Source organism: Sabulibacter ruber, assembly GCF_017355955.1.
Classification (GTDB): Bacteria; Bacteroidota; Bacteroidia; order Cytophagales; family Hymenobacteraceae; genus Nibribacter; species Nibribacter ruber_A.
Genome location: NZ_JAFFID010000001.1, coordinates 95,174 through 119,445, shown reverse-complemented (window position 1 = coordinate 119,445; position 24,272 = coordinate 95,174). Strand labels below are relative to the sequence as shown.

Genomic DNA, 24,272 nt, shown 5'->3' with positions numbered 1-24,272 from the left:
TCCTGCTATGCAAGAGAGGCGTTTTGGCTTTATTTTCTGTAATACAACGCGTAAACGCTAGTTGGCAGAAGCGATGGTGGAAGAAAAAACTACCTGCGCGTTGCCCTGAATGGCGTTGGATTCTACAATCAGTACTTTATTCTGCTGACCGCGTTTGCCGGCGCTGTTGAAGCGGGCTTTGATCACCGCCGTCTCGCCGGGCATCACGGGAGCTTCGGGGTATTCCGATACGGTGCAGCCACACGTGGTTTTCACGTTGTAGATGATTAGGGGCAGCGTGCCGTTGTTCGTGAATTTGAACGCATGCTCAATGACATCGCCAGGCTTGATCTCGCCGTAGTTGAACTTGGGCTCATCAAACAAAATGGAGGGACCAACCGGAGCAGGTGCCGGAGCGGCAATAGGAGCAACAGCCGTTTGCGTTTGCGCCGCCGGATTGGTTTGCGCCATGGCCGCTGAGCCGCCAAACAACAGGAACAGTGCCCCTAAAAGTAATTTCTTCATTTCTGCTATGATTGGTAACGAAGCCGATAATTGGTAAAGATACGTATTCTTCAGAAATGATTAGTCCTCTACGGTTGCCGCAGCATTTTCAATCAGCTTTTCATTGAAGTTCACCAAAAACAACTGCTCTGAAGCCCGGGTAGCCGCGGTATACAGCCAGCGGGCAAAATCCTGCGTGACCGTATCTTCTTTCAGGAAACCATGGTCCACAAACACCGCCTGCCACTGCCCGCCCTGCGCCTTGTGGCAGGTGAGCGCATAGGCAAACTTCACCTGCAAAGCGTTCAGGTATTTGTCTTGCCGCATCTCCTGGGCTCGCTGGCGTTTGCTGGTGATGTGCTGGTAATCCAGGAGCACCTGCTGGTACAGTTCCTTGTTCTTGTCGGCGGGCAAAGCCGGGGCCTCTGAGTAAAGCGTGTCCAGCATGATTTTGGTTTCCAGTTCTTCCTCATTGGGATAATCCACAAACCTGATGCGCACATCCGCGAAGCGCATGCCGTACATTTCTTCGTAGCGGATGATTTTGGTCACCTCCACAAAGTCGCCGTTGGCCATGAACCCGATGCTGGAGTCTTTGGGCAGCCAGGTGTAGTTGTTGCGCACGATCATGAGGTAATCGCCCACGCCAATCTCGTCCTCGGCAAAGAAAATCTGCCGCCGGATGTGCTGGTTGTAGAGGTTAGCGGTTTTGTTGGAGCGGCAGATGACGGTGGTATTGTCAATCCCGAACTTGTCATAAGCATACCGCAGACCGTCTTCCAACTTGTCGCCGCGCATGGAGAAGATATCCCGGTAGCCTTTGGTTTTGAACGCCAGCTCCGGTTGCTCTTTCACCAGCTCGTTCCGCAGGCGGGTAGCGTTCATCAGAATCCCTGATTCCTCGGCCTGGCGCATTACCTGGCGCATCTCCATCTCATGCACGTGGCACTGGAAATTACGCTGCAGGTAAGAGGCATCCAGAGACGGACTGATGGTCTGGTTCACGGGCGGCAACTGAGCGGTATCGCCAATGAGCAGCAGTTTGTTGCTGGGCTTCTCAAACACATAGCCCAGCAAGTCCTGCAGCAAACCATTGTCGCCAAAGGCTTTGTCATCAGAGATCATGGAGGCCTCGTCTACGATGTAGACCACCTGCTCACTCTTGTTGGGTTGCCGCGCAAAAGCCAGCCCGTCTGAGTACGGATTGTTCGTTTGCTTATAGATCTTTTTATGGATGGTGGACGCCGGCTTGGCCGAGTACGTGGACATCACCTTGGCCGCCCGCCCGGTAGGTGCCAGCAGCACATATTTGTAGCCAAACTTGTTCAGGATTTTCACCAGCGCGCTCACCACCGTGGTTTTACCGGTACCCGCAAAGCCCTTGAGCAGAAACACCTCCTTCAGGCCTGTGCGGCGCATGATGAACTGATCCAGCTTCTGAAAAAGCTGGGCCTGGTCTGGGGTGGGTTCAAACGGAAAATTCTGGCGGAGTGCTTCTGCGGGAGTCATTCTATCTTCTGAGTTTAGGAGGCTTGCGGCGCTAACGTAGCCATGGTAGCCGAGGCCTTCGCGATCAAAGTTTTCTCGCCCTGGCCATCTATTGTAAAGATTTCTGCCTCACAAAAGTTCAACCTTTTGCCTTGTTTTAAGACCCAACCTTTGGCAAAAAGCGCCGTTCCTACGCCTGGGTTCAGGTAAGAGACTTTCAGGTCGGCGGTGACCACGTGCTGGTCGGCGGGCACCAAGGTGACGGCGGCAAAGCCCATCACAATGTCAGCCAGGGTGGCAATAACTCCGCCGTGCGCGAATCCTTTGTGCTGTTTGTGCTTTTCTTCCAGTTGCAGTTGGCCTTCTACCAGCCCTATTTCAATGGTTTCTATTTCAAAACCCAGCAAATGCATGTAAAATTGCCGCTGAAGTTTTTCTTTTACCGTATCTCTAAACTCAGGATTGAACGTCTTTAACATCTAACAAAAGTACAGCCTTCAACCCTCCCCCACAACCTATGGAGAACATTCACCCGTTCGCGGAGACTTACTCACAAAAGACAAGAATTAGGGTCTGCGGACTTCTGGTACAGGACGATAAATTACTGCTTGCCCGCCACAAAGCCGCCTTCGGAGAGGGCGCTTTCTGGATTCCCCCCGGTGGTGGCCTGAACTACGGCGAGACTGTAAAAGCGTGTCTCAAACGGGAGTTTGTGGAAGAAACCGGGCTTGAAGTGGAAGTGGGTAGATTCCTGTATATGAATGAGTTTCTGCGCCCACCCCTGCACGCGCTTGAGTTGTTTTTTGAGGTAAAACTTGTGAACGGCACTTTAGCCCTAGGCTCTGACCCGGAGTTAGAACGGCACGCGCAGCTTTTGGAGGAGGTAAAGTTTATGAGCATCCGGGAGTTGTTCAAACTCAAACGGGAAGAATTGCATCCTATACTGCATGCGTTGGTGAACATGGATGATTTGTTTATTCCAAGGCTGAATTTTCTGGAGTAGTTACCTTCTGAAGAGGGCATGAAGTGCCTTGTTCTTATGGGCAAGTGGTGACAATTCTTTTCTTACCGATTCTTGCTGCGGGCACCTGAAGAGCACCCCCTCGCTCGCCTCTGGCGAGTGTGAGTCATGGGGCGGCCTCTGGCCGCAATGGTAGAAAGGTAAGGTTGCTGTCTCCCGCAACGAGGCCAGAGGCCTCGTAAAAGCTCACACTCGCCAGAGGCGAGCGAGGGAGTTACTTAATTTGAAAATCCGGTACACTGTTGAAAAACTCTGGCGCGAGTTTCCAAACTCGTGACTTAGGATGAAGCGAGCCTCCAGACTCGCTAAAATTCCATAATAACAAAAACACCCGCTACCTGTTTCGGGGCCATTTTCTTGAAAATAGCCCCGAAACAGGTAGCGGGTTTTTCAGGGGAGGCGTGCTCCTATCCTACCCTATATATTAATAAGCACTGGCTTGATCCAGGGCAGCAATATCTTCCTGGCTTAGTTCCAGTTGGGCGGCTTTGGTTAGATCTGCTAATTGCTCCAGGCTGGTGGCGCTGGCGATGGGGGCTGTGATGCTGGGCCTTGCCATGAGCCAGGCTAAGGATATCTGTGCTGGGTTGGCGTTGTGTTTGGCGGCAATCTCGTCCAGGGCATGGAGGATGTTAAAGCCGCGTTCGTTCAGGAAGCGTTTTACGCCACCGCCGCGTTGACTCTTGTTCAAATCTTCTTCTGAGCGGTATTTACCAGTCAGGAAACCACTGGCCAGGGCGTAGTAGTTGATCACGCCAATGCCGGCTTCCAGGCAAAGCGGCTCCAGGTCAGTTTCAAATTCCTGGCGGCTGTAAAGGTTGTACTCGGGTTGCAGGCTCTGGTAGATGGGCAGGTTGTGCTGTTGGCTGATTTCAAGTGCCTGACGCAAACGGCCGGCTTTGATGTTGGAGGCACCAATGGCGCGAATTTTCCCGGCTTTGATCAAGCGGTCGTAGGCTTCCACGGTTTCTTCAAACGGGGTGCTGGTGTCGTCCACGTGTGACTGGTAGAGGTCAATGTAATCGGTTTGCAGGCGGCGCAAGGATTCTTCTACCCGCTCAAAGATGTAGTCTCGTTTGAGGCCTTTTTTATCGGGGGCAATCTCCCACCCTACTTTGGTGGCAATGACCACTTTGTCGCGGTTGCCGCGGGACTTGAGCCAGTTCCCGATGATGGTCTCGGACTCCCCGCCATTGTTGCCGGGCACCCAAACGGAGTAGCCATCGGCGGTATCAATCAGGTTGAAGCCGGATTCTGTGAAAGCATCCAGCAGTTGAAAGGAGGTTTTCTCGTCAATGGTCCAGCCGAAGACGTTTCCGCCAAAGGCAAGGGGGGCTACTTCCAGCCCAGATCTTCCAAGCGTGCGCTTTTTCATAGTATCAGTATTTGGATATGTGCTAATCAGGGAAAACCCGCTGAGCCAACTATGGGGCAACTCAGCGGGTTTCTATAGGTTTATTCTCTTTCCAGAGAGATTGGTTACGCTATAGTCACGAAAAATTCATCAGCGGGGCGGCGCACCTTTTTTGCCGAAGCCAGGAAGTCTTTCTCAGCATCACGGTAGCCAAGGGCCAACAACGCTACGCTACGCAGGCCTTTCTCGCGTAAGCCCAGCAATTCGTCCAGGGCAGCCGGGTTGAAGCCTTCCATAGGGGTAGAATCTACTTTCTCGGCAGAGGCAGCCACCAAGCCGGTTCCTAAAGCAATGTATGCTTGTTTGGCCGCCCACTGGAAGTTCTCCTCGGCGGTTCTGCTGTTGATGGTATTAGTTAAGCTTTGGGCAAATCCTTCCAGAGTCTCAATGCCTACGCCTCTTTCATCAGCGATTCTTTGCATGTACTCGGTCACTTGTGCTTCAGTGAGCGTGTCCCAGGCGGCAAAAATGAGCAGGTGCGAAGCTTCTACAATCTGCGGTTGGTTATAGGCCACTGCCTGAATTTGCTTGCGCACTTCCGGATCTTCTACCACCAGCACGTTGTAAGGCTGAAATCCCATAGAAGAGGCAGAAAGGCGGATGGCCTCTAAAATTGTATCCAGTTTCTCCTGCGGAATCTTCTCGCCGGTCATGCGCTTGGTGGCATAGCGCCAGTTCAAATCTTGAAGTAAATTCATCTGTTTAGAAAATATATGTTGCTACGATTGTTGTATAAACAAATTTACGTACCTTTGGTTTCAAATTGATACTGGTTTACAATTCTATACTAGTATCCCTTATGAAATCAATTTGATATGGAAGCAGTTATCAGAACCGAACGCAATCTGTGCATCACCCACATCCTGCCCATCCGGGATGCGCTGGACATTCTTAGTGGTAAATGGAAGATTCCGATTATTGTGGCCCTTTGTGTGCACAAGCGCCGCTTTAAAGAACTGCACCGCGATGTGCAGGGCATTACCGCCAAAATGCTCTCCAAAGAATTGAAAGAGCTGGAAATGAACAAACTGGTGAAACGCACGGTACATGACACCTCGCCGGTGACCGTGGAGTACTCCATCACCGAGTACGGCCACAGCCTTACCCCTGTTATCAACGAACTACGTGACTGGGGCATGAAGCACCGCGACAAGATCATCTACCACCCAGAGCCAGAAGAGGTATAAAACGTTTCGGGGCTGTTTTCTGCAAAACAGCCCCGAAACCTACCTTTACCCTAACACTTCTTTGGCCCTCTCCAGGTCAATCTCTTTTTCCCACTTAGACACGAAGACGGTGGCTACCGCATTGCCAATAAGGTTAGTGAGCGCCCGCGCCTCACTCATAAACCGGTCTATGCCCAAAATTAAGGCCAGTCCCGCTACCGGAATGTTCCCTACAGCCGGTAAAGTGGCCGCCAGGGTAATGAACCCACTCCCGGTCACCCCGGCCGCTCCCTTAGAGGTTAGCAACAACACCAATAATAAGGTAAGCTGGTGCCCAAAGTCCAAAGGTGTATCAGTCGCTTGGGCCACGAAAACTGCCGCCATGGTCAGGTAAATAGACGTGCCGTCCAGGTTAAAGGAATATCCGGTAGGCACTACCAAGCCCACTACCGGTTTGGCACAGCCAACCTTCTCCAGCTTCTCAATTAAACTAGGCAGTGCAGCCTCAGAAGAAGAGGTGCCTAATACAATAAAGAGTTCCTCCCTGATGTAGCGCAGCAGTTTGAAAATACTGAATCCCATCACTTTCATTACGGTTCCCAGCACCACCACAATAAAGAGCACGCAGGTAAGGTAGAAAGATCCCATCAACTGACCCAGCGCTCCTAAAGAAGCCAAGCCGTACTTCCCGATGGTGTAGGCCATGGCTCCCAACGCTCCCAGCGGCGCCACTTTCATGATGATGTGGATGACAGCAAACAGCGCAGTGGAGATAGACTGAATGGCCACATATACCGGTCTGCCTTTCTCGCTTACTTTTGACAAACCAAAGCCAAACAGCACCGAGAAGAACAGAATCTGCAGCAGGTCGCCTTTGGCCAGTGCATCAATGATGTTGTTGGGGATGAGGTGCATGAAGAAACCCAAGGCACCGGAGTGCTCCGCTTTCTCGCCGGCGCTGGTCATGGCCGAGAGGGCATCGGTATCTAAGGTGGCGGCGTTCACGTGCATGCCTACCCCGGGTTTAAGGATGTTGACTACCACTAACCCCAAGATCAGGGCCAGGGTGGTGAGCACCTCAAAGTACAAAAGTGCCTTCACCCCTACCCGGCCCACCTGCTTCATGTCCTGCATGCCGGCTATGCCCGTGACAATGGTACAGAACACCACAGGCCCAATCATCATCTTCACCAGTTTGATGAAGGCATCACCAAGGGGTTTGAGTTGCACCGCCAGATCTGGCATGAAATGGCCTAACAGAATACCTATCAAAATGGCGCTGATTACCTGAAAATAGAGGCTTTTATAGATGGGTTTTCTTTTGGCCGTAGGGGCTTGTATGTTCTGAGACATGTAAATTCTGCGGTTATTAATCTTTAAGAATAACCACTATTAACGAAAGGCGCAAACGAATGACCTTCAGAATACCAATCTTATTTTCTCAGAAATCAACCCATTTAATTTTTGAATCTTTTTCAGAAAAACAACTGAAAAATAGTATCGGTATTTCAGAGTAAAAACGTACACAAATAAAATAGACCTGCTAATTCTTTAGCATCGTGTCAATTTTGTACTTGGACTCAACAAAGAGATTTTCATTCTGGCTTAACTTACTTCTGACACTTGTCGTAATTTCCAAGACAATTGTTATCTTTGCCTTTAAATCAGTAGTTTATGGCGGCACTCAACTTTGACACAGACCTTTTTAACACTTCAGTAGACGACCGGGACATCTTGTTGTTGGTCGAAACAGTCCGCCAAGGAATCAAATTTCCGCTCTTCATGAAGATCGCCAACCAAAGCCCTTTTGATTTAAGTGAGTGGTCTGTGTTCCTGAATTTATCTGAGCGCACCATTCAGCGCTACAAAAAGGAAAAGAAAACGTTTGACCCTATCCATTCAGAAAAGATTTTGGAAGTCACCCTCTTATACAAACGCGGCACCGAGGTATTCGGCAACGCCGAAGGTTTCAATGCCTGGCTGGAAGCCAAGAACGTAGCCTTGGGCGGCATCACGCCCAAAAGCCTGCTGGACACTACCTTCGGGATTGGCCTGGTGAAAGACGAACTAACCCGCATTGAACACGGCGTGCTGGCATGAGAGTGTACCGGCTCAGCAAGGGCCAATACAAACATGATCTTTCCGGACGCGGCGCTGAGCTGGCCGGCGGACGCTGGAACAGCAAAGGCACCGCCATGCTGTATACCTGCGAGTCAAGGGCACTGTGCACCACCGAGATTGCGGTGCACACCCCCCTGGGCATCGTACCCTTTGACTACTGGCTCATCACCCTGGAAGTACCAGATGATCTGCCCATCAAAGAACTGCCCCTGGACGAACTTCCCGAGGACTGGAAATCTTTCCCCCACCCCAACGACACCCAACTCATTGGCGATGCGTTTGTGCGCGAAGGAAAATACGTGGGCATGAAAGTCCCCTCGGCCGTAGTGCAGGGCGACTACAATTACCTGTTCAATCCCCGTCATCCGCAGTTTACCCAAATCGGGTTAGACAGCACAGAGCCTTTTCCTTTTGATGAGCGGCTGTTTGTGAAGTAAGCTCATTTTTTTGAATTCATTTCACTTCTGAGAAAAGAGGCAAAAAACCGGCGCCGGGGTATGATCTTTCTGGCAAATCCAGGATATTGTCCTTTCAGACGTTGCTCCCTTATCCATCCGTATGCTGTTAGATGCTGAAACAATTTCGCTAAGCAAACTCATCTGGGATTACCACCAACTACACCACCGCCTAAAACCTGCCGATGTCATTCTGGTGCTGGGCAGCCATGACCCACGGGTAGCCGAACGCGGGGCCGAACTGTTCCTCCAGGGGTACGCACCCTGGCTGCTTTTCTCCGGCGGATTCGGCAGACTCACCGAGGGCACCTGGACCGAAACCGAAGCCGAAAAGTTTGCCCGCATAGCCGAAGAGATGGGTGTACCCGCAACCCAGATCCTGATTGAAAATCAATCTACCAACACCGGCGAGAACATTGCCTTTTCTTACCAGTTGCTGAAAGAAAAGCAAATTCCCTTACAGCGGCTGATTCTGGTGCAGAAGCCTTATATGGAGCGCCGCACCTACGCCACTTTTCTCAAACAATGGCCCGGCCCGGAAGTGGAGATCATGGTCACCTCGCCCCAACTCAGCTTTGAGGAGTACGCGCCTGACGAAGTGTATCGTGAGCTGGTCATCCACGTCATGCTGGGCGATCTGCAACGCATCAAGGTGTATCCGGAGAAAGGTTACCAAGCCCATCAGGAGATTCCGGCTGAAGTATGGGACGCATTTGAGCAGTTGAAACAGAAAGGCTTCACCAGCCATCTGCTGTCTACTACTTAATCAGGTGCTGGAAATATCTACAACTAAACCACTTACTAACAACTACTTACATGCAAATAAAAACCTATATCATAGACGCGTTCACGGAGGTTGCTTTCAAGGGAAACCCTGCCGGAGTATGCCTGCTGGAGGAGCCTTTGTCTATTGAACAGATGCAGTCCATTGCCGCAGAACTGAACCTCTCTGAAACAGCTTTTCTGGTTCCCTCCACCCAAGCCGAAGCTGATTTTACTATCCGCTATTTTACCCCCACCGTGGAAATTGCTTTCTGCGGACATGCCACTCTTGCCTCCGCTAAACTGATGCTGGAAAAAACGAGGATGGACAAAGTAACCTTTGTGACCCACCACAACCTGGTACTGGCGGCGGTCAAAGAGCCCAATGCCATTCTCATGCAGTTTCCTCTTTACGGCTACAAACCGCAACTCACCCTACCTGCCCTGTTTGAGGCCTTAGGTCTGCCTGAAAGAGATAACCTTTACTACTCAGAAGCCCTTCAACTATTGGTGCTGGAAGTCCCCGATAAAGAAACGCTTCTCCAGCTCAAACCAGATTTCGCTCAGCTGCTGCGCTCTACAGACATAGCAAAGGGTTTAGCCGTCACTACCAGGTCCACTGATCCAGAGGCTGATTTTTACTCCCGCTGCTTCTGGCCTTGGGTAGGCATTAACGAAGACCCGGTTACGGGTTCAGCCCACAGCGTCCTGGCCACCTACTGGTCTGACAGACTAAACAAAACAGAATTAAAGGCCTTCCAACTCTCCTCCCGTGGAGGCTATCTTCACCTCACCATCAAAGATGAGAAAACACTGGAAGTGCGCAGCCAAGCGCAAATAGTACTAGAAGGATTGCTGCAGATTAATTGACCGATTTTTAGCATTTATAATTATATCATATTTCAGTACAGCAACTTAAAACCAACATCATCAACTTCAACTTAAAAGAGTATAGAGTTCCCCTCGCTCGCCTCTGGCGAGTGTGAGAAAACGGGCAGCCTCTGGCTGCTTTGCGAATAATCGGATCTAAAACCCGGTTAAGACACCAAATTACAGCCAAAGGCAGGCGAGGAAAATAATAAACCCTCAATTCAATACTTTCCATTCTCACCTTGTTTCCAAAAAACCAAGCTGAAAATAATCCATAATCTACCCTATCTTCACCCAACCTTAACCTTCCACTGAACTAACAACCAATGAAAAGCAGACGTCACTTTCTCCGGCTATCGGCGCTGGGGACCGCCTTTGTCAGCGGCCTCTACCCTATCCACCGGGCGTTTTCCGGCAGTTTACCAAAAGGCAAGCCAAATAAGCCACTGGTCATCTCCACCTGGGACCACGGCATGCCCGCCAACGAAGCCGCCTGGAAAATTCTTTCGCAGAATGGCCATGCGCTGGATGCCGTGGAAGCCGGGGTGCGCGTGCCCGAAGCCGATCCCAACGTGCGCACCGTGGGCTACGGCGGCTTTCCGGACCGCGAGGGCAATGTGACGCTGGATGCTTGCATCATGGACAAAGACAGCAACTGCGGCTCGGTGGCGTATTTGCAGCACATCAAGCATCCCATCTCGGTGGCCCGCAAGGTGATGGAAGACACGCCGCACGTGATGCTGGTAGGCGACGGTGCCCTGCAGTTTGCCTTATCCAAAGGCTTCAAAAAAGAGAACCTGCTTACCCCAGAATCTGAGCGCGACTGGAAAAACTGGCTCAAGGAGTCTAAGTACAAGCCGGTCATCAACATAGAGAACCATGATACCATTGGCTTGCTGGCGCTGGATGCCCACGGGAACCTGGCCGGAGCCTGTACCACCAGCGGCGCGGCTTACAAGATGAAAGGCCGCGTGGGCGATTCACCTATCATTGGCGCCGGGTTGTTTGTAGACAACGAGGTAGGCGCCGCCACGGCCACCGGCCTGGGCGAAGCGGTCATCCGGATGGTGGGCAGCCATTTGGTAGTAGAGCTGATGCGCCAGGGAAACTCGCCCGAGAAAGCCTGTCAATTAGCCGTGGAGCGCATCATCCATAAACAGAGAAACGTGAAAGACCTGCAGGTGGGCTTCATTGCCATCAACAAACAGGGCGAATACGGCGGCTACTGCATCCAGCGCGGGTTCAACTACGCCGTGCGCGATGCCCAGACAAACACGATGTTTGACGCCAAATTCAAGCTGTAGTACTATGGGGAAATCAGTTCTGTTGGAAATCTGCGCAGACTCGGTACATTCTGCGATTACGGCGCAGGAGGCGGGTGCCCAGCGGATGGAGCTTTGCGATAATCTGGTGGAGGGTGGTACCACGCCCAGCGCTGGTATGATCAAGTTGTCCCGACAGCACCTGAGTATTGGCCTGCACGTGCTCATCCGTCCGCGCCGCGGCGATTTCCTGTACTCAGACCTGGAGTTCGAAGTCATGAAGCAGGACATTGCCGTAGCCAAACAATTGGGCGCCGATGGCGTGGTGCTGGGCGTTCTGCTACCCGACGGTAACATTGATGTGCCGCGCACCCGGGAACTCATAGCGTTAGCCCGACCATTGAGCGTCACCTTCCACCGTGCCTTTGATCTTACCCCAGACCCGTTCCGGGCGTTGGATGATCTACTCAACTTAGGAGTAGACCGGTTGCTTACCTCAGGCCAGAAACCCTCCGCGCCAGAAGGAGCAGAACTGATAGCCGCTTTGCGGGAAAAAGCCGGTACTAACTTAGTGATTTTACCTGGCGGCGGCATCAACGAGCAAAACATCTCCTCCTTGCTGGAAAAAACCGGTGTAACGGAAATACATGCCTCTGCCCGGGAGTTAAAAGCCAGTCCGATGCAGTTCCGGCGTGAGGACGTGCCCATGGGCGGATCGGCCCTACCTACTGAATACGCTATCATGGAAGCATCAAAATCACGCATTACAGCTCTGAAGGCTGCTACTCAAAACGTAGGGAAGGCAATTTCAACTTAGAACACCCATTTAGAGAATCAGTCAATAGTTGTTTTAAAGCCTATTTCGGGAAAACAGACCAAAAATATCCCGGAGGGCTTTTCCCACGTATCCCACGGAAATAAATTGCGATCTTTTACCGTTCGCACAGAAAAGAAGAAGATAAATGCCCAAGATCCTGATCATTGATGATGAACGTAGCATCCGCTACACCCTCAAGGAGATTTTAGAATACGAGAACTATACCGTAGACGAAGCCGAGGACGGCGAGCGCGGCCTGGAACTCCTGCAGAAAAGCAAGTACGATGTGGTGCTCTGCGACATCAAAATGCCTAAAATGGACGGCATGGAAGTGCTGGAGCGCGCGACTATCCTGGTGCCCGACACCCCTTTTATCATGATCTCGGCGCACGGCACCATTGACACCGCCGTAGAAGCCACCAAAAAAGGCGCTTATGACTTTCTGGTGAAACCACCGGATTTGAACCGTCTGCTGGTCTCCGTAAGGAACGCGCTGGACAAAGCCTCCCTGGTAACCGAGACCAAGACATTAAAGAAGAAAATATCCAAAACCTATGAAATGGTGGGCTCCTCGCCTGCTTTGTCTAAGGTGAAAGCGGCGGTGGCCAAAGTAGCCCCCACCGATGCCCGCGTGCTCATCACCGGGCCCAACGGCGCCGGGAAAGAACTGGTGGCCCGCTCCCTGCACGAGCAAAGCAACCGAGCCTCGGGTCCGTTGGTGGAGGTGAACTGCGCCGCCATTCCCAGTGAACTGATTGAAAGCGAGTTGTTCGGGCACGAGAAAGGCTCGTTTACCTCGGCGGTGAAGCAACGGATCGGAAAGTTTGAGCAGGCCAACGGCGGCACCCTGTTCCTGGACGAAATCGGGGATATGAGCCTTTCGGCGCAAGCCAAGGTGTTGCGCGCGCTGCAGGAACACAAGATTACCCGCGTGGGCGGCGACAAAGACATTACGGTGGATGTACGCGTGGTGGCTGCCACCAACAAGAACCTGCTGGAGGAAATTGAAGCCAAGAACTTCAGAGAGGACTTGTACCACCGCCTGAGCGTGATCCTCATCCACGTGCCACCTCTGAACGAGCGCCGCGAGGACATTCCGGATCTGGTAAACAAGTTCCTGCAAGACGTAGCCCGCGATTACGGAAACAAACCCAAGAGAATTACCCCGGAGGCCCTTACCTACCTGCAAGGCCTGGATTGGCGCGGCAACGTGCGCGAATTGAGAAACGTGGTAGAGCGCCTGGTCATCATGAGCGAAGACACCATCACCGAAGAAGACGCCCGTTTATACGCCAAATAGTCAGAATTCTGCCTAAAACAGCGCCGCCGCTCTGGTTCATTCCGGAGCGGCGGCGCTGTTTTAGGGCTATTTTCCTGAAAAAGGAGGTAAATTGTTATCGTTAGCCAACCATCAGGTTACAGCCCCGGATATCAGAATTATCGAACCGGCCGAGGATCTCAAAGGAACCATTAGAGTAGAGTTTGCCAAGGTCTTTGGTTTCAATGAAGGCACAGGAATCCACGTTGGCCAGGTCAATGACATTCACCCCACCGGAACCAGCCTCTTCTGTAATGGCAAATGGGTCATTCACATCCCGCACCAGCACCCGCAGCGTACGGGTAGGATGAAAAACGCCTTGTCCTTTGGAATAGGCCTGGGAAAGCAATTCGGTCATGCCGTATTCAGAATGGATGGCTTCAACGCCAAAGGCCTGGGTGAGAATAGAATGTAGTTCTTCGCGCACCATTTCGCGGCGGCGTCCCTTCATGCCTCCGGTTTCAAAAATAGTGACGCCGCAAAACTCGGGTGATTCCAGTTCCTCGGCTAAATCTAAAAGCGCGTAGGTCACGCCAAACAGGTAGACGTTCTTCTTCGCCGCCTTGGCGTTTCTTACTGCTTCAATCAATACTGCGTGGTTCCGGAGGTAAAAGCCTGGTTCGGTCTGGCCGGTGGCTTTGATGAAGTGGTCTACCATCATGACCAGGGAAGAATCGCCTTGTTCCAGGTAAGAGGGCAACAACGCCAGCACCACGCTTCCTGCTAAGGGACCGTACACTTCCTCAAACAACTGCTGGGAATGGCGCTTGTAAAACTCCGTTTCGGCTACTAGGTGCTGACTTCTCTGCTGCAAGGTGGTGCCGCTGCTCTTGAAGATAGCTTCGGGGGTAAACAGATGCGATTGTACGGTATGCGTTTTAAAGAACTCAATGGGCAGGAATGGAATCTGGCTAAGTTGTTTCACCTGGTTTACCTGTACCTTCAAGTGATTCAGATATTCTCTGTAAACGGGGTTGTGCTGGGCCTGATATTGAAAAAGAGAAAGGGCCGCCGCCAGAAAATCCTGCGGTCCTTTCCGGATGATGTTTTTTTTGTATTCTTCGGGAAAACCCATGGGTAGTGCTACTAAATAATACAACAAAGTAAGCAAGTGCGCGTTAGGATTTGTACCTTAGGTGCATATAAATCTGCTATGAAAAGACATAGACTCTTACTTGGTTTAGCCTTTGTACTTGGTTCTCTGGGGTTAACCTCTTGTTACGATGAGCCAGATTTCCCCCTTACGCCTAACCTCACCTTCAGGGGCATTGAACAACGCACCCTCCGTAACCCTCAAAATATCAGATACGATTCTCTTATTCTGGTAGTACGTTTTCAGGACGGAGACGGGAATTTAGGCTTGTCAGAAACGCTGTTCCCCGAGGACAAGGAACCACCTTTTAACTCTGGTGGCGAATTCTTTCACAATATCCTGGTCAACGTTTATAAGAAAGTAAACGGACAGTACCTGAAGGTGCAGCTTTTTGGCAATGATTTGACTTACAATGGTCGTTTCCCCAGAGTATCCACTGATGCCAGGGTGGAACCATTAGAAGGAGATATTAGATACAGCATCAATATCTTTGAAAACCGCAGTACTGATAATCCGTTGCAAGCGGGAGATACCATTCGGTTTGATGCCCAGATATTAGACCGCGATAGAAACAAAAGTCCGGTTGTCACCTCAGATGATGTCATCTTGTTTTCGAAGTAAAAACCGTAAAATAGCCTTAAAACAAGAATGGCCTGCTTCTGGGAAGCAGGCCATTCTTGTTTTAAGGCTATTCGCTTTTAGTATAACGAAGGGAAACTCTGCGGATCTGTTTCGTGCAAGATCGCGTAAGCGGCTTCAAACACGTCATCGGCGCTTGGTTTGGAAAAGTAGTCGCCGTCTGTAGAGTAAGATGGGCGGTGATCCTGCGCAGACAAAGTAGCCGGCTTGGAATCTAACCAGCGCCATGCCTCCTGCTCTTCCACAACGCGTTGCATCATAAAGGCAGTGCCCCCCCCGGAAACGTCCTCATCCGTAAACAGGACCCGGTTGGTCTTCCGGATAGAATCGGCGATTACATGCTCCAGGTCAAACGGTAGCAGGGTCTGCACGTCAATCACTTCAGCAGAAATTCCGGCAATTTGCAGTTGCTCGGCGGCTTCCATCACTACGCGGCACATAGAGCCATAAGTCACAATGGTGATATCGGTTCCGGGCCGAAGCACCTCAGGCATTCCTAAAGGAACTGTGAACTCACCGATGTTGGCCGGAACGCGCTCTTTCAGGCGGTAGCCGTTGAGGCACTCCACTACCAGGGCTGGCTCATCTGATTTCAACAACAGATTATAGAAACCGGCTGCCTGAGTCATGTTCCGAGGCACCAATACGTGCATGCCGCGTAAGCTGTGCAGGATCATCCCCATAGGTGACCCAGAATGCCAAACCCCTTCCAGGCGGTGTCCGCGGGTACGCACAATTACCGGGGCTTTTTGGCCGCCTTTAGTACGGTACTGCAAACTAGCCAGGTCATCGCTCAGGATCTGCAGGGCATATAACAGGTAATCCAGGTACTGAATCTCGGCAATAGGCCTCAGGCCTCTTAAAGCAGCTCCTATCCCCTGACCCACAATGGTACACTCCCGTATGCCAGCATCAGTTACGCGCAACTCACCGTATTTCTCCTGCAGACCGGCAAAGGCCTGGTTTACGTCGCCAATTTTACCTACGTCTTCTCCTAACGCAAACAGGCGGGGTTCGCGGGCTAAAGCGGCATCAAAACAGGCTTGCAGCACTTCGCGTCCGTCCACCATGGGACTATCCTCCCGGTACTCGGCAGGCACTTCATCTACCAGCAGCGCAGACTCATCTGACTGGCTATAGAGGTAAGAGTTATAACGCTCGGCATTTTCGCCCTGCACGGTTTCCAGCCATTTCACCAGTTCCCTTTTCGCGGCGCTTTTTTCAAAACGGCTCAAACGAAGGGCTTTACGAGCGGCTTTCAGTACATCGGCCCGCAAAGGATTAATGGTTTTACTTAGCTCCTCTCTGATATCTGCAATCTGAGAGGCTCCTTCCTGCATAGTGGCAGAAAGCTGCTCCAAAAGACGCAAACACTCATTGAAGTCTTCCTGAATACCGGCATTGAAAGAATTCCAGGCATTGGCCCGGGCCTGACGTACGGCTTCTTTCGCCTCGGCTTCAATCTGGTTCAGCTCGGCATGGTCTGCGTAGCCGTTGGAGATAAGCCAGTTCCGCATCTGTTTGATGCAGTCATACTCTTCTTCCCAGGCCAGACGCTCCTTTGATTTATAGCGCTCATGTGAGCCAGAGGTAGAGTGGCCCTGCGGCTGCGTCATTTCCTCTACGTGGATGAGCACCGGTACGTGCTGCTCACGGCACACCTGGGTGGCCTGCTGGTATACTTCGCACAAGCCGGCATAGTCCCAGCCTTTCACTTTGAAGATTTCGTAGCCTTGCTCACCGGGCGCTTCGCGCTGGAAACCGGCCAGAATCTCTGAAATGCTGCTTTTGGTGGTCTGGTACTTGGCCGGCACCGAGATGCCGTAACCGTCATCCCAAACAGAAACCAGCATGGGCACCTGCAACACGCCCCCGGCGTTGATGGCTTCAAAGAACACTCCCTCAGAGGTGGAGGCGTTCCCTATGGTCCCGAACGCGATTTCGTTGCCATTGATGGAGAAATCAGTGAATTGGTGCAGTTCCGGGTTTTCGCGGTATAATTTGGAAGCGTAGGCTAAACCAAGCAAACGCGGCATCTGGGCTCCGGTGGGGGAAATATCGGCAGATGAGTTCTTAGCGGTGGTCTGGGGCTTCCATTTGCCTTCTTCGTCTAGTAAGCGGGTTCCGAAGTGACCGGTCATGCTGCGGCCGGCAGTGGAGGGCTCCTGCTCTACATCGGTGTGGGCGTATAATTGGGCAAAAAACTGCTGTACGGTAAGCTCGCCAATGGCGAACATGAAAGTCTGGTCGCGGTAGTAGCCTGAACGGAAATCGCCGGGGCGGAAGAACTTTGCCATGGCCAGTTGCGCCACTTCTTTTCCGTCACCGAAAATGCCGAACTTAGCTTTACCCATGAACACTTCCTTCCTGCCAGTCAGACTGGCTTGCCGACTCTCGCAGGCGATGCGGTAGTCTTGCAACATCTCTTCTCTGGTAAGGGAAAGCTGATTGATCCGTTCAACGGTTTGCATGCGGTATGTTATAAGGTCCGAAAAGGATTTTTAAAGCCAAAACTAATCAAGTTTTACCCTATATTCAAATAGCTAATACGTACGTTAAGTCTTTAGCGACTTAATTAGTGGCGTACCGAACTTATTTTTCTTATTTTTGTTTTGCCACTAGCTGGGCTTAAACAAGAAGCTAACCCTTAAAAATTATGAAAAAAATCTATCTTTTCCTTACGCTGGCACTTGCGGTGCTTACCCAAGGTATGGTTTTCGCACAAGGTGTGCTGACCTTTGAGAAAGACACCCATGATTTCGGCAACGTGACCGAAGGCGTGCAAGCCATCTACGAGTTCAAATTCAAAAACACAGGAAATCAGCCGGTAGTGATTTCGCACGTGCAGGCATCCTGCGGATGTACCACGCCTGAATGGCCAAAAGAAGCGATTCTGCCTGGCAAAACCGGGGTGGTGAAAGCTGGTTACAACAGCGCGGGCCGTCCGGGTGCGTTCAGCAAGACATTAACGGTTACTTCTAACGGTAATCCAGACCAGATTTCCTTATTTATTAAAGGTACGGTGGTACCGAAGGATGCTGCCCCAGCCAAGCCGGCTCACACAGCTGAAGAAGTTGCCCAATCTCCTAAAATCAACCTGACCAGCACTACCTTTGACTTTGGCAAAGTAGAAAAAGGTCAAAAAGCTACTGCCAAATTCGCTTTGAAGAATACCGGCAAATCAGACCTGAACGTCACCGGCATCCAGACTGCCTGCAACTGTGTGGCTTATAAAATGAGTCCTTCTGTAGTAAAAGCAGGACAAACTGCGAAATTGGAACTTATCTATAACCCGCAGGTGTTACAAGACAGAATAGAGACAGTAACATTGGTATCCAATGACATCACTGGCTCCGCTACCACGCTTACCCTGAAAGCAAAAGTGGTAGAAAGTTTAGCAAAACAAAGTTCGGTGAAGGTTAATAAGGCATCAGTGCCTTTCAAATAGTTTTTTCATAGTTTTATTTTGTACTAATGGCAGTGACCCAGTCGCTGCCTTTTTTTATTTATAGCCATTCCGGTTCCCCTTTCATCGGTTTTCAGGCTCTTTTAACAATAACAATCCAAAAACGGGGGAATAGCGAACAAACGTTAATTTAATTCGGCCTTGGGGTTGCAAAATTGATAGTGGGTTGGTGTATATTTGCGCACTTTTTCACCACCACATAAAAAATCATAAAATGATTATTGGTCTTCCCAAGGAGATAAAAAACAACGAAAACCGCGTAGCCCTCACCCCAGGTGGCGTGGCTGAGTTTGTAAAAAACGGTCATACCGTGTATGTACAGGCTACTGCCGGGGTGGGCAGTGGTTTCTCAGATGAGGAATATGCCACGGCGGGAGCTACCATTCTTCCTACCATTGAGGAAGTGTACAGCATCGCTGAAATGATTGTAAAAGTGAAAGAGCCTATTGAGCAGGAATATAACCTTATCAAGGAAGGCCAACTGTTATTCACTTACTTCCACTTCGCTTCTTACGAGCCCCTTACCCGCGCCATGATTGAGCGCAAAGCTACCTGTCTGGCCTATGAGACAGTTGAATTGAAAGACCGTTCTTTGCCTTTGCTTATTCCTATGAGCGAGGTAGCCGGCCGGATGGCTCCGCAGGAAGGTGCCAAATACCTGGAAAAACCATTGAAAGGCCGTGGTATCCTGTTGGGCGGCGTACCCGGCGTGAAACCAGCCAACGTGTTGATCTTAGGGGGTGGTATCGTGGGAACCCAGGCTGCTAAGATTGCCGCTGGTTTTGGGGCCAACGTAACCATCATGGACATCAGCCTGAAGCGTCTGCGTGAATTGGACGATATCATGCCAGCCAACGTGACCACCATGATGTCTAACCACTACAACATCAAAGAAGCCATCAAAACTTCTGACCTGATCATTGGCGCGGTATTGATCCCAGGCGCGAAAGCTCCTCACCTGATCACCCGTGACATGCTGAAAGACATGCGTCCGGGTACCGTATTGGTAGACGTAGCCGTTGACCAGGGCGGATGTATTGAAACCTGTAAGCCAACTACCCACGAGAACCCAACTTTCATCATTGACGACGTAGTACACTACTGCGTAGCCAACATGCCAGGTGCGGTTCCTTACACTTCTACCCTGGCGCTTACCAACGCTACCCTGCCATACGCGCTGTTACTGGCCAACAAAGGCTGGAAACAAGCTTGCCTGGAGCGTGATGAGCTGAAACTGGGCTTGAACGTAGTAGACGGTAAAGTGGTGTACCCAGGTGTGGCCCAAGCCTTCAACCTTGAACTGACCGATGTAGCCGAGGTTTTGGCCTAATCTTTTTATAGTTCTAAAAAGAAAAGAGCCTCTCATGTTAAATGAGAGGCTCTTTTCTTTTTAGAAGCTTTTCAAGGCTATTATATGCCTTCAATCTATAACTGCTCTGTTTTCTGGCCTATTTCTTTAAAAGAAGGCAAAATGGCTATTGGCGTCATTTTGTTTGTTCCGGGTTGTACTTGCCAGCAATAATGCTCACGGCCATTGCTCACCATTAAATAAGAGGCGCAGATTGTCTGGTTGTAAACTACCACCTGCCGAACCGTTGCCTCTGTAATGGGCACGTGCGGGGCTTTGCACTCCACCAATAGCAGCGGAGCGCCCTGGCTGGAATAAACTCTTAGATCAGTTCTTTTCTGCAGCGTATTGTATTTAGTGCCTCGTTCCACACTCATCAGCGCCAAGGGATAGTGCAGGTGTGCGTGAAGCAAATGGATGATGTGCTGCCGAACCCACTCTTCTGGGGTTAAAACCACATATTTACGCCTGACCTGGTCCAGGATAAAGGTTTTCCCCTCAGAATCCTTAAGTTTGTAGGAATATGCAGGCAGAGAAAGCTGTTCCATGTCTCAAAAATAACAACTAAGTAGCAGAGCAGCCGTTTTTAAGCTTTTTTTCTGAATACAGAGCTAAAACAGAACTATGAAAACGAAACAGGAGATTGTAGAGAACTGGCTTCCCCGCTATACCGGGCGCCCGCTGAATGAATTCGGGGAATACATCCTGCTTACTAACTTCATCAATTACGTGGAGATGTTTGCCGAGCAGTTTGGGGTCGAAATCATGGGCCTGAACAAACCCATGCAAACCGCCACCGCCGAGAATATTACCATCATTAACTTCGGGATGGGGAGCGCTATGGCGGCCACCGTCATGGATTTGCTCTCGGCCATAAAACCTAAAGCGGCCCTATTCCTGGGCAAGTGCGGCGGCTTGAAAAAAGCGAAATTGGGCGACTTGATCCTTCCTATTGCGGCCATCCGCGGCGAAGGTACCTCAGACGACTATCTGCCACCAGAAATCCCGGCGTTGCCATCTTTCCGTCTGCAACGTGCGGTGTCGTCCATGATCAAGAAGCACGAAATGGACTACTGGACCGGCACCGTGTATACCACTAACCGCCGCGTGTGGGAGCATGACGAAGATTTCAAAGAGTACCTGCGGTCTATCCGCGCCCTGGGCATTGACATGGAAACGGCCACCATCTTTGTGGTAGGCTTCATGAACGACATTCCGCACGGTGCGCTGCTGTTGGTTTCTGATAACCCCATGACCCCAGATGGCGTGAAAACCGCCGAAAGTGACCTGCGCATCACCGCTGATTTCGTGACCAAACACCTTCAAATTGGAATTGACTCCCTGCTGGAGCTGCGCGACTCCGGCGAATCTGTGAAACACCTGAGATATGAATAAAAAATGGAGTTACCTGGGGTTGTCCGCTTTCCTGGGGCTATCCCTTCTCTCCTCCTGCTCTAAAAGCAGCAACGCTGACCTTTTAGTGTACAATGCCAATGTGTACACGGTCAATGCCAGCTTTGACAAGGCCCAGGCCCTTGCCGTTAAGGACGGCAAGGTTCTGGAAGTTGGCACTACAGAAGAATTACGCAAGAAGTACAAAGCCACCGAAGAAGTAGACGCCCAAGGCAAACCGGTTTACCCCGGCCTCATTGACGCACACGCCCACTTCTACCGCTATGCCCTCAACCAGCGCGAGACCGATCTGGTAGGCACCACCTCTTTTGCGGAAGTAGTGCAGCGCCTCCAGAATCACCGCAAGGAACACCCCGAAGCGGCCTGGCTTACCGGCCGCGGTTGGGACCAGAACGACTGGAAAGTAAAGCAATTCCCCACCAAAGACACCCTGGACCAGCTCTTTCCTGATGTGCCGGTGCTCATTCAGCGGGTAGACGGCCACGCCTTCCTGGCGAACCAAAAAGCCCTGGATCTGGCTGGCATTACCGCACAGACAAAGGTGACAGGCGGGTTGGTGGAAGTGAAAAACGGAATGCCCACGGGCATTCTGGTAGATAACGCGGGTGATCTGGCTGCTGAGAAGATTCCGTCTCCTTCGGCTAAGGAAATTGCCGAAGTTTTGAAGCAAGCCGAAAACAACCTCTTCTCCGTGGGAATCACCTCAGTGGTAGATGCCGGCCTTGACAAAGGGGCGGTAGACATGCTGGATTCTTTGCAGAAAAAAGAGGAACTGCGCGTCCGCATCTACGCCATGCTCAGTCCCACCCCAGAAAACAAGAGCCATTACTTCAAGAATGGTCCGTATACCACAGAACGGTTGAATGTGCGTTCTTTCAAAGTGTACGGCGATGGGGCGCTGGGCTCCAGAGGCGCTTGCCTGCTCCACCCCTACTCAGACCGGCCCAATGAGACTGGTTTCCTGTTGCAGACGGTGCAGGAATACAAAGATTTGGCTGCTGAGTTGTATAAGCACAATTTTCAGATGAACACCCACGCCATCGGGGACTCAGCTAACCGGGTGATTCTGCAGATCTACGGCAATTTGCTTAAAGGCAAAAACGACCGCCGCTGGCGTATAGAGCACGCCCAGGTAGTGAACCCGGCAGATGTTCCGCTATTTGGCCAGTACAGCATTCTGCCCTCGGTACAGCCCACGCACGCCACTTCAGACATGTACTGGGCCAGCGAACGGCTGGGTTTGGACAGGGTGAAACACGCCTATGCGTTTAAGGCCTTGTTGCAGCAAAACAACATGATTCCGTTGGGTTCAGATTTCCCGGTGGAGCACATCAATCCACTGTTCGGTTTTCATTCGGCCATTGCCAGACAAGATGCTGAAAATTACCCTGCTAAGGGCTTCCAAATAGAGAATGCCCTGAGCCGTGAAGAAGCCCTGAAAGGAACTACCATCTGGGCTGCTTTCGCCAATTTTGAGGAGAAACAGAAAGGCAGCCTGGAACCGGGCAAAGTAGCCGATTTTGTGATTCTGGACAAAGACATCATGACCATTAAACCCGAGGAAATCAGAGGCGTGAAAGTCATCAGCACGTACCTGAACGGAGAAAAGGTGTACAGCCAGCAAAAGTAAACGCTTCATTTTAAGCTTCTTTTCCTGAAAACACCTTAAAAACAAGAAGGGCTTCCAATTGCTTGGAAGCCCTTCTTGTTTTTAGAGGATTCTAGCTTAGGCAGCTACTTCCGCTGGTTTCAATTTATGGGTTCTCAACGAGAGCAAGGCAAATAAGCCTATCACAAAGAACACCAGCAAGGTTAGAATACTGTTGCGCATGGAGCCAAAGATCTGCTCAGTAACCCCGAAGGAAAGCGTTCCCAGGGCCAAACCTACTTTGTCACAGATATCATAGAAACTGAAAAAAGAAGCATGGTCTTTGGTCTGGGGCAGCAATTTACTGTATGTAGAACGGGAAAGCGACTGCACCCCTCCCATAACGGCGCCCACCACAAAGGCCAGCACATAATACTGGTTACCGGTGGTCACAAAATAAGCGCCAATGGTAATGCCTACCCAAACAAGAACAGCCCACACCAGGGCCATGGCATTCCCTACTTTTCCAGACAACCACGCAAAGAAGAAAGCCCCCCCAATGGCTACAGCCTGAATGATCAATAAAACAGTAATCAAGGATTCATCCGGCAGGTTCAACTCCTTGGAGCCAAAGAGGGAAGCCACGTACATGACCGTTTGCACGCCCATGTTGTAGAAAAAGAAAGCCAATAAGAAGCGTTTAAGAAGCGGCAACTCCTTCAGCATCTGGAAAACCTTGCCTAATTCTTTGAATCCGTTCAGCAGGTAATTTCCCTTGGTTTTGTTTGTCCCCGGATTATTAGGCAGGTAGGCAAAGGAATACTGAGAAAACCCGAACCACCAGAGACCGGTCATGAGAAAGGAGATCCTGGCCGGCAAACCAGAGTCTTCTATGCCCACTACTTCCGGAAACAATACCAAAGCCAGGGAGAGAATCAGCAGGATCATACTCCCAATGTAGCCCAAAGAAAATCCACGGGCGCTTAGCTTATCAAACTGGTCCTCGGTGGCAATCTCGGGTAGGTAGGCGTTGTAAAAGACAATACTGCCGCTAAAGCCAATGGCCGCAATCATGAAAAGCAGCACAGAAACGGAAAAAGTCTGCTCGGTGAAAAAGAAAAGTCCCATGCAGGCCAGTGATCCCATGTAACAGAAGAACCGCATAAAGGATTTTTTATTTCCCCCGTAATCGGCGATAGCCGTGAGAATAGGACTTAAAAAAGCGATGGTCAGGAAAGCACCGGTGAGAGCATAGCTATACAGCACCGAGGCCGGGATCTCGAAACCAAAGAAATCAACTATCCCTCCGTTGGTATTCTTAGTGATAGCCACATAGTAAATAGGGAAAATAGCCGTGGTAATCACCAGGGAATAGACAGAATTGGCCCAGTCATAAAAGCACCAGGCCCTCATTACTTTAGGATCGTTTTTGGCAGCGGTTTGCATCATTGTTACATCACTGCCCTTTATTCAAGGCAGTTTTGGGTTCTAGTTAAGCAAAATATCTAAAATTCATGGTATGCGCCTTTGATTTTAAGCGGAAAATAT

24 protein-coding genes are annotated in these 24,272 nt (G+C 50.8%); 14 read left to right on the top strand and 10 right to left on the bottom strand.

Annotated elements, in window-relative coordinates; translation table 11 throughout:
• Positions 1-57: 57 nt before the first annotated feature.
• From JT719_RS00495 to JT719_RS00485, 3 genes are read right to left on the bottom strand one after another with little or no spacing between them, the layout of a single operon-like run.
• A complete protein-coding gene (locus tag JT719_RS00495; RefSeq protein ID WP_207430031.1) occupies positions 58-504 on the bottom strand; it encodes a DUF1573 domain-containing protein in 447 nt (148 codons plus the stop codon).
• 60 nt (positions 505-564) lie between these two features.
• Complete coding sequence (locus JT719_RS00490; protein ID WP_207430029.1) at positions 565-1,992, bottom strand: ATP-dependent DNA helicase; 1,428 nt, start codon at positions 1,990-1,992, stop codon at positions 565-567.
• A gap of 14 nt (positions 1,993-2,006) precedes the next feature.
• Positions 2,007-2,450, bottom strand: coding sequence for a PaaI family thioesterase (locus JT719_RS00485; RefSeq protein ID WP_207430027.1), 444 nt, complete (start codon positions 2,448-2,450; stop codon positions 2,007-2,009).
• Positions 2,451-2,488: 38 nt separating this feature from the next.
• Here JT719_RS00485 and JT719_RS00480 point away from each other — a divergent pair, with 38 nt between their 5' ends.
• On the top strand, positions 2,489-2,974 hold the full coding sequence (locus tag JT719_RS00480) for an NUDIX domain-containing protein (RefSeq protein WP_207430025.1): 486 nt from the start codon (positions 2,489-2,491) through the stop codon (positions 2,972-2,974).
• Positions 2,975-3,416: 442 nt separating this feature from the next.
• Here the strand turns inward: JT719_RS00480 and JT719_RS00475 are convergent, their stop codons facing one another.
• Positions 3,417-4,367, bottom strand: a complete 951-nt coding sequence (locus tag JT719_RS00475; protein WP_207430023.1) for an aldo/keto reductase — start codon at positions 4,365-4,367, stop codon at positions 3,417-3,419.
• 104 nt (positions 4,368-4,471) lie between these two features.
• A complete protein-coding gene (locus JT719_RS00470; protein ID WP_207430021.1) occupies positions 4,472-5,104 on the bottom strand; it encodes an NAD(P)H-dependent oxidoreductase in 633 nt (210 codons plus the stop codon).
• Positions 5,105-5,221: 117 nt separating this feature from the next.
• Here JT719_RS00470 and JT719_RS00465 point away from each other — a divergent pair, with 117 nt between their 5' ends.
• Positions 5,222-5,593: a winged helix-turn-helix transcriptional regulator gene (locus JT719_RS00465; RefSeq protein ID WP_207430019.1), complete on the top strand. Its 372-nt coding sequence runs from the start codon at positions 5,222-5,224 to the stop codon at positions 5,591-5,593.
• Positions 5,594-5,638: 45 nt separating this feature from the next.
• On the opposite strand, the gene JT719_RS00460 is transcribed toward JT719_RS00465, so the two are convergent.
• On the bottom strand, positions 5,639-6,925 hold the full coding sequence (locus tag JT719_RS00460; protein ID WP_207430017.1) for a dicarboxylate/amino acid:cation symporter: 1,287 nt from the start codon (positions 6,923-6,925) through the stop codon (positions 5,639-5,641).
• Positions 6,926-7,246: 321 nt separating this feature from the next.
• Here JT719_RS00460 and parS point away from each other — a divergent pair, with 321 nt between their 5' ends.
• From parS to JT719_RS00425, 7 genes are all read left to right on the top strand, one after another.
• Entirely contained in the window at positions 7,247-7,672 is a 426-nt protein-coding gene (gene parS / locus JT719_RS00455; protein ID WP_207430015.1) for a type II RES/Xre toxin-antitoxin system antitoxin, read from the top strand.
• On the top strand, positions 7,669-8,130 hold the full coding sequence (locus JT719_RS00450; RefSeq protein ID WP_207430013.1) for an RES family NAD+ phosphorylase: 462 nt from the start codon (positions 7,669-7,671) through the stop codon (positions 8,128-8,130). Before parS ends, JT719_RS00450 begins: the two co-directional genes overlap by 4 nt.
• 121 nt (positions 8,131-8,251) lie before the next feature.
• The gene (locus tag JT719_RS00445; RefSeq protein ID WP_207430011.1) at positions 8,252-8,914 is read left to right on the top strand and encodes a YdcF family protein; all 663 of its coding nucleotides are present in this window, start codon (positions 8,252-8,254) and stop codon (positions 8,912-8,914) included.
• A gap of 50 nt (positions 8,915-8,964) precedes the next feature.
• Positions 8,965-9,780 carry a PhzF family phenazine biosynthesis protein gene (locus tag JT719_RS00440; RefSeq protein ID WP_207430009.1) on the top strand — a complete coding sequence of 272 codons (816 nt, stop codon included), beginning with the start codon at positions 8,965-8,967 and terminating at the stop codon, positions 9,778-9,780.
• Between the two features lie 326 nt (positions 9,781-10,106).
• A complete protein-coding gene (locus JT719_RS00435; protein WP_207430007.1) occupies positions 10,107-11,084 on the top strand; it encodes an isoaspartyl peptidase/L-asparaginase family protein in 978 nt (325 codons plus the stop codon).
• A gap of 4 nt (positions 11,085-11,088) precedes the next feature.
• Positions 11,089-11,859 (top strand): copper homeostasis protein CutC, encoded by a 771-nt coding sequence (locus tag JT719_RS00430; protein WP_207430005.1) that lies wholly within the window; start codon positions 11,089-11,091, stop codon positions 11,857-11,859.
• Positions 11,860-12,004: 145 nt separating this feature from the next.
• The gene (locus JT719_RS00425) at positions 12,005-13,159 is read left to right on the top strand and encodes a sigma-54-dependent transcriptional regulator (protein WP_207430003.1); all 1,155 of its coding nucleotides are present in this window, start codon (positions 12,005-12,007) and stop codon (positions 13,157-13,159) included.
• 100 nt (positions 13,160-13,259) lie between these two features.
• Here JT719_RS00425 and JT719_RS00420 read toward each other — a convergent pair whose 3' ends face one another.
• Complete coding sequence (locus JT719_RS00420) at positions 13,260-14,252, bottom strand: acyl-CoA synthetase family protein (RefSeq protein WP_207430001.1); 993 nt, start codon at positions 14,250-14,252, stop codon at positions 13,260-13,262.
• A 78-nt stretch (positions 14,253-14,330) separates the two neighbouring features.
• Here JT719_RS00420 and JT719_RS00415 point away from each other — a divergent pair, with 78 nt between their 5' ends.
• On the top strand, positions 14,331-14,891 hold the full coding sequence (locus JT719_RS00415) for a hypothetical protein (RefSeq protein WP_207429999.1): 561 nt from the start codon (positions 14,331-14,333) through the stop codon (positions 14,889-14,891).
• 77 nt (positions 14,892-14,968) lie between these two features.
• On the opposite strand, the gene JT719_RS00410 is transcribed toward JT719_RS00415, so the two are convergent.
• Positions 14,969-17,380 (bottom strand): alpha-ketoacid dehydrogenase subunit alpha/beta, encoded by a 2,412-nt coding sequence (locus JT719_RS00410; RefSeq protein ID WP_207429997.1) that lies wholly within the window; start codon positions 17,378-17,380, stop codon positions 14,969-14,971.
• 185 nt (positions 17,381-17,565) lie between these two features.
• Here JT719_RS00410 and JT719_RS00405 point away from each other — a divergent pair, with 185 nt between their 5' ends.
• Entirely contained in the window at positions 17,566-18,357 is a 792-nt protein-coding gene (locus JT719_RS00405; RefSeq protein ID WP_207429995.1) for a DUF1573 domain-containing protein, read from the top strand.
• 232 nt (positions 18,358-18,589) lie between these two features.
• Positions 18,590-19,705, top strand: coding sequence for an alanine dehydrogenase (ald, locus tag JT719_RS00400; protein WP_207429993.1), 1,116 nt, complete (start codon positions 18,590-18,592; stop codon positions 19,703-19,705).
• A gap of 95 nt (positions 19,706-19,800) precedes the next feature.
• Here ald and JT719_RS00395 read toward each other — a convergent pair whose 3' ends face one another.
• Entirely contained in the window at positions 19,801-20,271 is a 471-nt protein-coding gene (locus tag JT719_RS00395) for a type I restriction enzyme HsdR N-terminal domain-containing protein (RefSeq protein ID WP_207429990.1), read from the bottom strand.
• A gap of 76 nt (positions 20,272-20,347) precedes the next feature.
• On the opposite strand from JT719_RS00395, the gene JT719_RS00390 reads away from it, so the two are divergent.
• Together JT719_RS00390 and JT719_RS00385 are read left to right on the top strand one after the other, a co-directional pair.
• The gene (locus tag JT719_RS00390; protein WP_207429988.1) at positions 20,348-21,118 is read left to right on the top strand and encodes an AMP nucleosidase; all 771 of its coding nucleotides are present in this window, start codon (positions 20,348-20,350) and stop codon (positions 21,116-21,118) included.
• A complete protein-coding gene (locus tag JT719_RS00385) occupies positions 21,111-22,766 on the top strand; it encodes an amidohydrolase (protein ID WP_207429986.1) in 1,656 nt (551 codons plus the stop codon). The genes JT719_RS00390 and JT719_RS00385 overlap by 8 nt, the downstream gene beginning before the upstream one ends.
• 96 nt (positions 22,767-22,862) lie before the next feature.
• Here the strand turns inward: JT719_RS00385 and JT719_RS00380 are convergent, their stop codons facing one another.
• A complete protein-coding gene (locus tag JT719_RS00380) occupies positions 22,863-24,173 on the bottom strand; it encodes an MFS transporter (protein ID WP_242693026.1) in 1,311 nt (436 codons plus the stop codon).
• Positions 24,174-24,272: the final 99 nt, after the last annotated feature.

Coding starts and splice junctions, on each gene's coding strand:
- JT719_RS00485 (WP_207430027.1), bottom strand. CDS start 2,450: ATGTTAAAGACGTTCAATCCTGAGTTTAGAGATACGGTAAAAGAAAAA.
- JT719_RS00410 (WP_207429997.1), bottom strand. CDS start 17,380: ATGCAAACCGTTGAACGGATCAATCAGCTTTCCCTTACCAGAGAAGAG.
- JT719_RS00495 (WP_207430031.1), bottom strand. CDS start 504: ATGAAGAAATTACTTTTAGGGGCACTGTTCCTGTTGTTTGGCGGCTCA.
- JT719_RS00420 (WP_207430001.1), bottom strand. CDS start 14,252: ATGGGTTTTCCCGAAGAATACAAAAAAAACATCATCCGGAAAGGACCG.
- JT719_RS00430 (WP_207430005.1), top strand. CDS start 11,089: ATGGGGAAATCAGTTCTGTTGGAAATCTGCGCAGACTCGGTACATTCT.
- JT719_RS00465 (WP_207430019.1), top strand. CDS start 5,222: ATGGAAGCAGTTATCAGAACCGAACGCAATCTGTGCATCACCCACATC.
- JT719_RS00385 (WP_207429986.1), top strand. CDS start 21,111: ATGAATAAAAAATGGAGTTACCTGGGGTTGTCCGCTTTCCTGGGGCTA.
- JT719_RS00435 (WP_207430007.1), top strand. CDS start 10,107: ATGAAAAGCAGACGTCACTTTCTCCGGCTATCGGCGCTGGGGACCGCC.
- ald (WP_207429993.1), top strand. CDS start 18,590: ATGATTATTGGTCTTCCCAAGGAGATAAAAAACAACGAAAACCGCGTA.
- parS (WP_207430015.1), top strand. CDS start 7,247: ATGGCGGCACTCAACTTTGACACAGACCTTTTTAACACTTCAGTAGAC.
- JT719_RS00440 (WP_207430009.1), top strand. CDS start 8,965: ATGCAAATAAAAACCTATATCATAGACGCGTTCACGGAGGTTGCTTTC.
- JT719_RS00445 (WP_207430011.1), top strand. CDS start 8,252: ATGCTGTTAGATGCTGAAACAATTTCGCTAAGCAAACTCATCTGGGAT.
- JT719_RS00480 (WP_207430025.1), top strand. CDS start 2,489: ATGGAGAACATTCACCCGTTCGCGGAGACTTACTCACAAAAGACAAGA.
- JT719_RS00470 (WP_207430021.1), bottom strand. CDS start 5,104: ATGAATTTACTTCAAGATTTGAACTGGCGCTATGCCACCAAGCGCATG.
- JT719_RS00390 (WP_207429988.1), top strand. CDS start 20,348: ATGAAAACGAAACAGGAGATTGTAGAGAACTGGCTTCCCCGCTATACC.
- JT719_RS00450 (WP_207430013.1), top strand. CDS start 7,669: ATGAGAGTGTACCGGCTCAGCAAGGGCCAATACAAACATGATCTTTCC.
- JT719_RS00425 (WP_207430003.1), top strand. CDS start 12,005: ATGCCCAAGATCCTGATCATTGATGATGAACGTAGCATCCGCTACACC.
- JT719_RS00475 (WP_207430023.1), bottom strand. CDS start 4,367: ATGAAAAAGCGCACGCTTGGAAGATCTGGGCTGGAAGTAGCCCCCCTT.
- JT719_RS00460 (WP_207430017.1), bottom strand. CDS start 6,925: ATGTCTCAGAACATACAAGCCCCTACGGCCAAAAGAAAACCCATCTAT.
- JT719_RS00380 (WP_242693026.1), bottom strand. CDS start 24,173: ATGATGCAAACCGCTGCCAAAAACGATCCTAAAGTAATGAGGGCCTGG.
- JT719_RS00415 (WP_207429999.1), top strand. CDS start 14,331: ATGAAAAGACATAGACTCTTACTTGGTTTAGCCTTTGTACTTGGTTCT.
- JT719_RS00395 (WP_207429990.1), bottom strand. CDS start 20,271: ATGGAACAGCTTTCTCTGCCTGCATATTCCTACAAACTTAAGGATTCT.
- JT719_RS00490 (WP_207430029.1), bottom strand. CDS start 1,992: ATGACTCCCGCAGAAGCACTCCGCCAGAATTTTCCGTTTGAACCCACC.
- JT719_RS00405 (WP_207429995.1), top strand. CDS start 17,566: ATGAAAAAAATCTATCTTTTCCTTACGCTGGCACTTGCGGTGCTTACC.